Below are 9,377 nucleotides of genomic sequence, written 5' to 3'. Positions count from 1 at the left end.
GTGCGGCGCCGGGGGGCGCGCCGCCCTGTCCCCCCACCCGCCCCCCCGCCCCACGGGGGGGTCCGCACACCCCGCCCGGGCGGCTTCTCCGAACCCACGGGCTGGTCAGTTGACGGTCAGGACCGCCTCGTTGTTCGTGCGGTCCGGGTCGAAGTCGAAGGGAAGCTCGCCGAACGGGGGGTGAATGCTCACGGCACCGGTCGCGCCGGGCACCACGGTGTCGACGCGCACGGAGAACGCGAACGTGTGCTCGGTGTCCTCCAGCACCCAGTACGGCAGGCTGCAGTCGTAGCGCGGGGCGCCCGTCTCCTTCGGGTAGTAGCTGCCGTCGAGGGTGCGCGGGTAGCAGCCGGACGGCACGCCGGTGACCTTGGTGCCCTCGGGCACGATCAGCCGGACGTCGGCGACCGGGTCGCCGGAGCCGAGGTTGCCCAGCCAGGCCGGGCCGTTGTTCTTGAACGTGAGCTCGGCCGTGGCCGTCTCGCCCGCCGCGCCGGAGATGGCGTCACCGGTCACGGAGAAGTCCGCGGTGTTCTCCGCGCCGATCTGGAGGGCCACGTAGTCGTTGTCGGAGTCGATGTCCTGGACGCCGTCGCTCGGCTCGACGCCGATGTCGAGCCGCTCGTTCAGCGCGTGCGGGGCGAGCCGCACCGTCAACGGCTGGGGCAGCTCGAAGGAGTCGCCCGGCGCCAGCACCTGGTCGAACGTGCAGACTGCCCTGGTCGACGGTGCGTAGTCGTTGCCGTCCGACGTGGTGTAGGTGCAGGCGTCGTACCGGGTCAGATCCGTCAGGCCGTACGAGGCGTACAGGCTGACGCTGAACCCGTTCGCGCTCTCGTTGCCGTTGTTGGTGACCTTGAACGGGACCGTCCGCTCGTCGCCGGGCCGGCCGACCTCGATGTCGGCGACGGGGGCGATGGCGAGGTCGGGCCCGGAGCCGACGGTGAGCGTGCTGTCGAAGCTCTCTTGCGGCGCGGTGAGCGTGCCGTCGGGCCCGCCGGTGGCCGTCGCCTCGTAGGTGATCCTGCCCTGCGCGCCGATCTCGGCGCCGTCGGCCGCGCGCACCGTCAGGAACACCTGGTCCTCGTAGTCGCCCCCGATCACGGGCACCACGGGGATATCGCACACCGCGCTCGTGCCGCTCGGCGTGCAGTTGTCGGGCCAGGTCACCTCGGCGACCCCGGCGAGATCGGAGACGTCGACCGTGAGCCTGCCGTCGGTCACTGTGAAGTTGTCGTTGTCGTGGTTGATACCGACGCCAAGGGTGCGGGACTGCGGCTGACCACCGTCGGCGCCGAGCGGCAGCGTTCGCTCGTACGGCGCGTTGATCCACAACTGGTCGGACTGCGGCGGGTCGTCATCAGCGAACGCGGGCGCGGCGAGCCCGACGGTCAGCAGACCGGCGGCCATCGCTATGGTGGCGCCGGATCTGAGACGTACCGGGCGTCTTGCTGAGATCAGTCTCATTGGTCCCCCCAAGGGTGCGGTAACGCGACTGACGCACCGGCAGCCCCGGCGCGCCGGGAGGATCATCACATGGCAGCAGATCCCACCGCGCCCCGGTTTCCGGCCCTGTTGGAGAACACCCGGCTGCCGGCCAACCCGCTCTCTTCTCCCGAGGACATCGAGGACCTGGACGGCTGGACGCCGCACCGGCTGAGGCACTCCGCGCTCACACACAACGCCGACCTAGTACCAGCACGGCGGGTACGACGTGGACGCGGAGTTTGACAGGTGCTGACTGTCGTCGCCGTGGAAACGGCTCGCGCGGCCCCTTCCTGGTCGAAGCTCGCGACGCGTCCCGCGAGGCCGCCCAAGAGTTCCCCATCCAGCCAGGCGCTCATGCTTTCGCACCCCGAGTCCACTGTCCCCGTCCTTCGGATACCGCGATCCCCGCCGCTTGGGTTTGACTTCGAACGCCGCGATCCACGGCTGGTGGCGTGGCGCGATCATCCCTCCGTATCCGGGCAGTGCGCTCAGTCGATTCCGGCGGAAGTCTCGTCGAATGGAAGAGTTCCAGCCTCTTTTCCCTGCCGTGAGCGCGGAATGCAGAATTCGGCACTTACTCGGAGGGTTCCTCCTCTAGTGTGATCGCATGAGCGAAGACCACTCCCTCTTGCTGTCGCCTCTTCGTGCTCTGGTGCCGCACGAGGAGTGGGCAGAGCTGACGCGATATCCGAATCAGACCTACCTGGCTGGACGAGCGCTGCTGCGCCAGGGTGAGAAGGGAACTCACGTACTCGCACTGCTCGGTGGACTGGTAAAAGTCGTCCGAACCGACCGCGACGGGCGGCAGCGGCTGCTCGCATTCCGCGGGCCTGGCGAGATCTTGGGTGAGATGGCGCTTCAGGGTGTGGGCGTGCGAATGGCCAGCGTGTGGGCAATAAGCAAATGCAAAGCCGCCCTTGTCTCTGGAGAGGATTTCCGGCGCTTCGTGGACAATCACCGGCTCGCCTATCCGCTCGCTGTGATGGCCTCCCGTCGACTGCTGGAGCAGACCGAGATCCATGACGGGGCTGTGCACGAGCGACTCGCCGTGGCCCTGCTTCGTCTGGTCGAGGTGTCCGGCGGAGAGCGGTCCTTCGACCTCACCAGGGAAGACCTGGCTCAGCACATCGGTGTGGGCCGTAAGGCCGTCAGCAAGGCGCTGGAACGGCTCGGGCAGGACCGGGTGGAGGCCGGGAAACGCCGGATCGAAGTGACCGGCGTGGAAGAGCTGCGCGAGATGATCGTCGGCCGCGCCGGCCCAGGAGCGCGGTGTGGCTCACGTCACTCCTCGTCCGGTCCTGCGGCGCAGAACGTTCCCGCGCTCACTGTGAAGCTCGAAACGCGAGCCACCGCACGCACGAGCGCCCCGGCCCGATCTCCGAGAGGTCGGGTGGGCTTCACAGAGGAGTGACATGCGCGAGTTCACCAGCGAACTGCCCGGGGGCATCGCCCGCCCCTACACCCACAGCCGTCCGCTGCCCGCCTACCGGGGCATCCTGGCCGTGGACGCCAAGGACTTCACGGGACGCCCGGCGATCGAGCATGAGGCCGTCAGCCGGGCCGTACCCGAGCTTCTCAAGACCGCGCTGTCCAGGGCGGAACTGGGGGACCTCTGGGAGGACCGCACATTCCCCGCCTCGACCGGTGACGGCTACGTCTTCGGGTTCGACCCCACACAGATGCCGTTCGTGATCCACCCGCTGCTGCTCACGCTTCAGGACGTACTGACCGACTACAACGTCCTGTCCTACGGGGCGGTGCCCATCAGGCTCCGAGCCAGTGTGCACGTCGGCCCGCTGCCCGACACCGGCGACGAGTTCAGCGGCAACGGCACGGCGCGCAACGACACGCACCGCCTGCTCGACTCACGTCCCGTCAAGGCCGTACTCGCCTCTCACAAGGAGAACATCACCCACGTCGCGGCGATCCTCTCCGACCGGTGCTACGAGGACGCCGTCGCCGGTGGGTACACCGGGCGCCATCCCGACCACTTCGTGGAGGTGGCCGCGACGGTCGACGGCAGGCCGTTCTCCCAGCGCGCCTGGATCTACGTACCCCAGCCGTCCGGGCCGCTCTACGAGGAGACCTCGGACGCCGACACCACCGAAAAGCCCGCGCCGGAGGCGGTCCGTCCGCGGCCGTACGAGGACACACCGACCCCTCAGGCGAGCAACAGCGCCCCCAGCGGCAACATCAACACCGGCACGGTCCACGGTGGACAGAGCGTGGCCAACCACCATGTCGCTGGCGATCACGTGGAGGGCAACAAGGCCGGCCGTGTCCGCGGTTTCCAGGGAGATCAGGTCCGCGGCAACAAGTACCAGGGGCGGCCGTGACCCCGGACGAGGAGTCGCAGCCGGTGGAGCCGCCCGGTTTGGCAGCACCGGCCGCGCCGCAGCCGCCACCCGACGACGGTCCGTCGCGTACCGAGGCCGAGCACGACGTCCCCGAGCTGCTCGACGCCATCGGCGCGGCCGCGAGGGGTCCGCTCTCGTTCGTGTACGCCCCGCGAGGAAACGTCAACTCCGGAGCTGTCCACGGCGGCCAGCGTGTTCACAACGGGGTCGCGAACGAAGGGCGGGGGCCCCGGGAAGGCAGGGTGCGCGAGGGGCCCGTCCCTGAGGCGGAGGTGCGGGCCGCCGCCTTCGGGTTCGCGCGACCCGACTGGTTCGGCGGAGCCCTCGCGGAGTTGAAGAAAGGGCCGCTCTTCCTGGCCGGGCGGCCGGGTTCGGGCCGGCGCACCGCGGCGCTCAACCTCCTGCGCGAGAGCTGTGGGGAAGGGGCCCTGCTGCGGGCATTGGACAGCGTCACCGAACTGGACCGCTGGCAGCCCACCGATCCGTCGGCGCGCGGTTACCTGATGGACGGCCTGTTCCCGTCCCGGCCCCTCGGCCCCGGTGTCCTGGGGCATGTGCGCTCACTGCTCAAGAAGGCCACGGCGCACATGGTGATCATGCTGCCTGATGACGCGGCGCTGCTGCGTCGCCTCGAACAGGACCTGCACGTCCGTCCCATCAGGTGTGTACCGCCGCCGCCCGCGATGGTCTTCGGCAGCTACTTCGAGGAGGCGGTTCCGGATCAGCGGGAGCGGGAGCGTCTGCTGTCGGCGCTGAACCGGCGCCATGAGCTGAGCGAACTGCTGGTCCCGGAGCTGGTGCCGGCCGAGGTGGTGGAGCTGGTGACGGCCATCGTGACGGCTGATGGTGACCCGGACGCGCTCGGTGACCTGGGGGGCCGGCTGAGCTACCGGGCCGAACAGGAAGTTCCCGAACTCATGCGGAAGTTGCGCGGCGACCCGGACGCCCTGGCCTTCTTGCTGGCCGCCTCCGTCTACGAGGGCCTGGACCACCGACTCGTCAGCGAGGAAGCCGCCCGCTTGCTGAAGCTGTCCGAGGGCCGGCTGACGGCGGAGCTGCCGCCGACGGACTCCTCAGGAGCCGAGAAGACCGGGCGGCCCAACCCGGACTTCGTCTTCCGGCGGTCCCTGACGGATCTGCTGCACATCGTTCGCGCCGTCCGCCAGGAACGCGCGATCAGCACGGAGGGAGCCTACGCGCACAGTGTGCAAGGGGTCGTGTTCGTCAGGCATCGGCAGGCCGAGGCAGTGCTCAGACATGTGTGGCGTGAGTACGGACAGTTGTCGGACCTTCTGGTCGAGTGGCTGCGGGAAGTGGAGCGCTCCACCGAACTCACCCGTCCAGTGGGCCAGTTCATGGGCAGGGCGGCGAGGTGGGGAGGCGGACGGCGCGCACTGCGGCACATCCAGGCTCTCGCCGAGTCGGACCGCACGACCAGCCGTCTCATCGCGGCGAACGCGCTGGGCATCGCGGCCGAGGACCCGGTACTCGTCGCGGAGGTGCGCTATCGCCTCCAGCGCTGGAGCCTGGCGGTCGGCGTCCACCTGAGGACGACGGTGGCGTACACCTGCGGTGCGGAGTTCGGGCTCTCACGCCCGGACCTGGCCCTGCGGCTTCTTCACGATCTCCTCCTCGGCGTGCGGAGCCGTCCTGGCGAGAGGAGCCAGGACGACGGCAAAGTCCTGCTGGCCGTGCGGGTGGCGATCCTGAGCCTTTTCCAAGCCGGTAACGAGGCGAAGGTGTTCGGCCGGCTTGTCGAATGGCTGGACGCGGAGCGATGCGACGCGGAACAGGTGCTTTCGCTGTTCGGCCAGTTGCTTCTGTATCCGGGGTGGTTCATGCGGAGACTTGCGGATAAGGCCCCGGAAGCGGGGGCGATAGTCGAAATCGTCCGTCGTGCGTTGAACACAGAGAGTTCGTTCGACGCGACCTGTGCGGCACTATTGCGCTGGGCCGACTGGGCGCGATGGGACGAAACGCAGTTCAGCGCGGTGGAGAACTTGTTTGCCGCATTGGCTCGTGCCATGCGATTCGGCGAATTCCGGTTGTTCGTCGAAATGGATGAAACGGGCGCGGACGGGTGGGCCGGACTGAAGACGGCGCGGGCTTCGCTCAGCAGGTGGCGCGCCGGTGAACGAGGGGAGGCGGCATGAGCGACGAGTCAACCGAGCGTCTCTACTTCCGGGTCGCCGGCCCGCCCTGGCGGGAAATCCTCCGTCAGCGCTGGTCCGCGCCAAGGGACTGGTCCCTGGTGCTCAGGGACGAGGCCGGGGACTACCGCTTCCTCGGCCGTGGTGGGGATCCGGACGACGCCGGAGTCTACGGACCCGCGCCGGACGAGGCGGCTCCGCCCGGCCTGGGCGGACGGTACACCGATGTCTTCCGGGTGGACACGACCGAGCACGTGGACACGCGAGCGGTCGGCCTTCCCACCGTGTACGGAACGGAATCGGTGGATCTCTGGGTCTCGTGGTGGGTCCACGACCCCGTACGCGTCGTGCGCACGAGGACCGCGCACGGCTGGCATGTCGTGCGGACCCGTCTCACCGGCGCCCTGCACCACTTGGCCGAGGCACAGGCGGTGGCCGGCAGCGGGCTGGGGGCCCCGGAGATCATGCAGTACCTCGGCGTGCCGCAGCGCCTGGACGAAACGGGTCTGAGCTACCGGGTGTTCGACGTACGGCTCCGTGAAAGCGGTGAGGAACTGCTGCTCGGTCAGGAGGCGGGCGAGGGAGTCCGCTACTCCTGGACGACCAGCCGTCGCGGGGAGTACGAGTTCTGTCTCCAGGCGCTGCACGCCGGGCCGGTGTCCCTGGCGGCGCTCTGGCTCCTCAGACATCCCGACCAGGTGCGCCAGGTGCTGGACTGGTCGGTCGACCACCAGAGTCTGCTGAGCCCTCCGCGCAGTGACTGGCAGGAGGAACTGGCCGTACTGCTGGGCACGCTGACCGATCAGGAGCGCAAAGAGATTTCCTACATCCTGCGGGACCGGATCTCCGCGCTCGGCCGTCCTGTTCCCGGCGGGGCAATCTGACGTCAGGATTTGCTCAACAATCGAATCAAAGAGCGAGTGCGCTGTCTTGGGGCAGCGCACTCGCTCTTTCTTTTCATGAGGTTCCGCGAGTCCTTTTCTGTGACTACGGTCACCTGATTTCTGGGCCTCGGGAGCGGATACGTGGACCGATACGCGGGATTCTCGATTCGTCCAGAAGACGGGTGCCCGATCCATTTTCCGGGTGTCCAGAGCATTGAAGGGCGACATGCGAGCAGAAGAGAATCGCAGTACGGACGACGTCATCGCTTTCCCCCGACCGCAGGAGACCGCCGAGTCGGTGGCCGCCCGCCGCGCTGTGCCGGACACCGGCCCTGAGCCGGAGGCCTCCCCGACGACGGTCCTGAACGCCGAACGCGGGATCATCAACACCGGCACCGTCCACGGAGGCCAGCGCGTTACCACCATCGAGCTTTCCGACTACGTCGACGGTGGAGCCGATGGGGACATCTGAGATTCCTCAAGGCGGCGACCTCGATGCTTTCGTAGCAGCCCTGGCCGGCCGGGAGATGGTGGTCGTAGCTCCGCACGGCACCGTCAACACCGGCCTGGTGACGGGCGGTCAGCGGCACACCGTGTCCCACCCGGCCGAGGCCGGCACGGCCGCGGGGCCGATGCGGCAGGGCCCCGTACGGGCCAAGCACCTGGAGACCGCGAGACGGCGCTTTGTGCCGCCGCCCGGCTTCGAGGACGCGCTTGCCGCGCTCGACTCCGGCATCACCGTGCTCCTCGGAGAGCCGGGGACAGGACGTGAGACACACGCCCTCAACCTGCTGGCCCATGGAGGCGAGGAGCCCGTGCTCGTCCGGGTGGACGGGGCCGTCAACTTCTCCCGGTGGGGGCCGCGGGCTCAGGGGGTGCACGGATACCTGGTGATGGAGCCCCCGGACCCGTTCGCGCTCCGGGCATGGGATCTGGCCCGCCTGGAGACATCCCTGGCCGAGGCCGGGGCGCGTCTGATCATCGTGCTGACGGAGGTCCCGGGGCTGGCCGGCGCCTTGGCGGACCACCTGGGCATGCCGGTGGTGCACCACCACCCACCGGACACACGGAAGGTCTTCGGCGCCCATCTCGCCGACGGCGACTCCGACGAGGAAGCGTGCGCCGGGTGGCTGCGGGCCCTGGAGCCGGGCCAACTCGACGAGTTGCTGCCGGAAAGGCTGCCGCCCCGCTACGCGGCGCGGGCGGCGGAGGCCGTGCTCCGGCTGGGTGTCGCAGGCGGAGCGACCGGCGCCGAGGTGTTGCGCCACGTGGCCCGGGCCGAGGGCGCCGAAGTCGTCGCCCGGGCCCAGACGGATCCCGCCCTCCGCGCCGACCTGCTCGCCGTCACCGTCTACGGAGGGCTGCACCGCCGCGTGGTGACGGAGCGTGCCAAGGATCTGCTCGGACTGGCGGGGCCGGGAGGGGAGCAGGAGACCGACGCCCGGAGTTCGCACGGCCACTCGGCGGTCGGTACCCGCCGACGGCCCTGGCCCGAGACCTTGCGGCTTCTCGGGGCGCACCGTGCGCGGTGCGCCGGGGACGGAACCAGGGACACGGTGTCCTTCTTCTGGCCCGCCGTGACCGAGGCCGTGTGGGAGGTCCTGTGCCGCGACCATACGGATCTCCTGCCCCTGCTGCACTCCTGGCTCGCCGGTCCCGGCCCTGAGGCGGAGCAGATCGAACGGGCCGGGCGGGCTGTCGCCGCCATGGCCGTGGCGACCGGTGGCCGGTCCATGGAACACCTGCGTGACCTGGCGCTGGCTCAGTCACACCCGGCTCCTCAGGTGGCGGGATGGTGCCTCGGGGCGGTTGTTCAGGACCCGGCAGCGGGACGGGCAGCGGCTGACCTGCTCGCACAGTGGAGTGTCACGACCGAGGCACCGCTGCGCGAGACAGTGGCCCGCGCCTGCCACCCGGACCGCGGCCGGATCACGGAAGAGCAAGCCCTGTGGTTGCTGCGACGGCTCATGACAACCCTGGGCGACGACACGAACGCCCCTTCCGTCGTCGCCGTCGTCGCGGAGACGCTGGTGCGGCGTTTCGAAGCCGGGGACTCCGGCGCCAGGACAACCGTCCTGCGCCGGATGCGCGACTGGACGCGGTCGGAGGGCGCCCCCAGCCTGCTGACGACCCTCTGCTTTCCCGTGATGGTGAGCACGGACCTCGCGTGGTGGAGCGACCAGATCCTCGCCGACGCCGAGTTGGCATCCAGCACGGTTCAGCTGGCAGCACATGCCCTGAACGAGTCGGCCACCTTCGCGGCCATGCGCGATGCCCTCCTCGACTGGTGTGCCGAGGCGGCCGGTGCGGAGCACCGGGCCCGGGCACTGAGCGAACTCCTCGACGGCTTGGTGGCCGCCCGCCAACCCGGCTTTCTTCGCTGGCTCCTGGCCGTCGAGAGGGGCCCGGACGCGATGCCGGGCAAGGAGCCGGCAGCCCGGGCGCTGGCCGCGTGGCGCGGCGAATCACCTGTCTCGAACTCCGATTGACCAGGAGGA

General features: G+C 69.5%; 8 protein-coding genes. 7 read left to right on the top strand and 1 reads right to left on the bottom strand.

Translation table 11 applies throughout. The annotated features are described in order from the left end of the window. Positions 1-105 precede the first annotated feature (105 nt). Positions 106-1,410: a hypothetical protein gene (locus AB0M67_RS34670; RefSeq protein WP_365751549.1), complete on the bottom strand. Its 1,305-nt coding sequence runs from the start codon at positions 1,408-1,410 to the stop codon at positions 106-108. Positions 1,411-1,536: 126 nt separating this feature from the next. Between AB0M67_RS34670 and AB0M67_RS34665 the strand changes: the two genes are divergently transcribed. The 7 genes from AB0M67_RS34665 (at position 1,537) to AB0M67_RS34635 (ending at position 9,368) form a co-directional block, all read left to right on the top strand. Continuing rightward, a complete protein-coding gene (locus AB0M67_RS34665; RefSeq protein ID WP_365751548.1) occupies positions 1,537-1,731 on the top strand; it encodes a hypothetical protein in 195 nt (64 codons plus the stop codon). A 364-nt stretch (positions 1,732-2,095) separates the two neighbouring features. Continuing rightward, positions 2,096-2,899, top strand: a complete 804-nt coding sequence (locus AB0M67_RS34660; protein ID WP_365751547.1) for a Crp/Fnr family transcriptional regulator — start codon at positions 2,096-2,098, stop codon at positions 2,897-2,899. A 1-nt stretch (position 2,900) separates the two neighbouring features. Next, a complete protein-coding gene (locus AB0M67_RS34655) occupies positions 2,901-3,824 on the top strand; it encodes a hypothetical protein (RefSeq protein ID WP_365751546.1) in 924 nt (307 codons plus the stop codon). Continuing rightward, on the top strand, positions 3,821-5,998 hold the full coding sequence (locus AB0M67_RS34650; RefSeq protein ID WP_365751545.1) for a hypothetical protein: 2,178 nt from the start codon (positions 3,821-3,823) through the stop codon (positions 5,996-5,998). The genes AB0M67_RS34655 and AB0M67_RS34650 overlap by 4 nt, the downstream gene beginning before the upstream one ends. Beyond that, a complete protein-coding gene (locus AB0M67_RS34645) occupies positions 5,995-6,879 on the top strand; it encodes a hypothetical protein (RefSeq protein ID WP_365751544.1) in 885 nt (294 codons plus the stop codon). Before AB0M67_RS34650 ends, AB0M67_RS34645 begins: the two co-directional genes overlap by 4 nt. 226 nt (positions 6,880-7,105) lie before the next feature. Beyond that, positions 7,106-7,351, top strand: a complete 246-nt coding sequence (locus AB0M67_RS34640; RefSeq protein WP_365751543.1) for an S-type pyocin domain-containing protein — start codon at positions 7,106-7,108, stop codon at positions 7,349-7,351. Then, positions 7,338-9,368: a hypothetical protein gene (locus AB0M67_RS34635; RefSeq protein ID WP_365751542.1), complete on the top strand. Its 2,031-nt coding sequence runs from the start codon at positions 7,338-7,340 to the stop codon at positions 9,366-9,368. Before AB0M67_RS34640 ends, AB0M67_RS34635 begins: the two co-directional genes overlap by 14 nt. The last annotated feature ends 9 nt before the right edge of the window (positions 9,369-9,377 follow it).

The organism is Streptomyces sp. NPDC051662, from assembly GCF_040681655.1.
GTDB lineage: Bacteria > Actinomycetota > Actinomycetes > Streptomycetales > Streptomycetaceae > Streptomyces.
The sequence above is the reverse complement of the archived record's forward strand: the minus strand, read 5'-3'. Positions and strand labels throughout refer to the sequence as shown.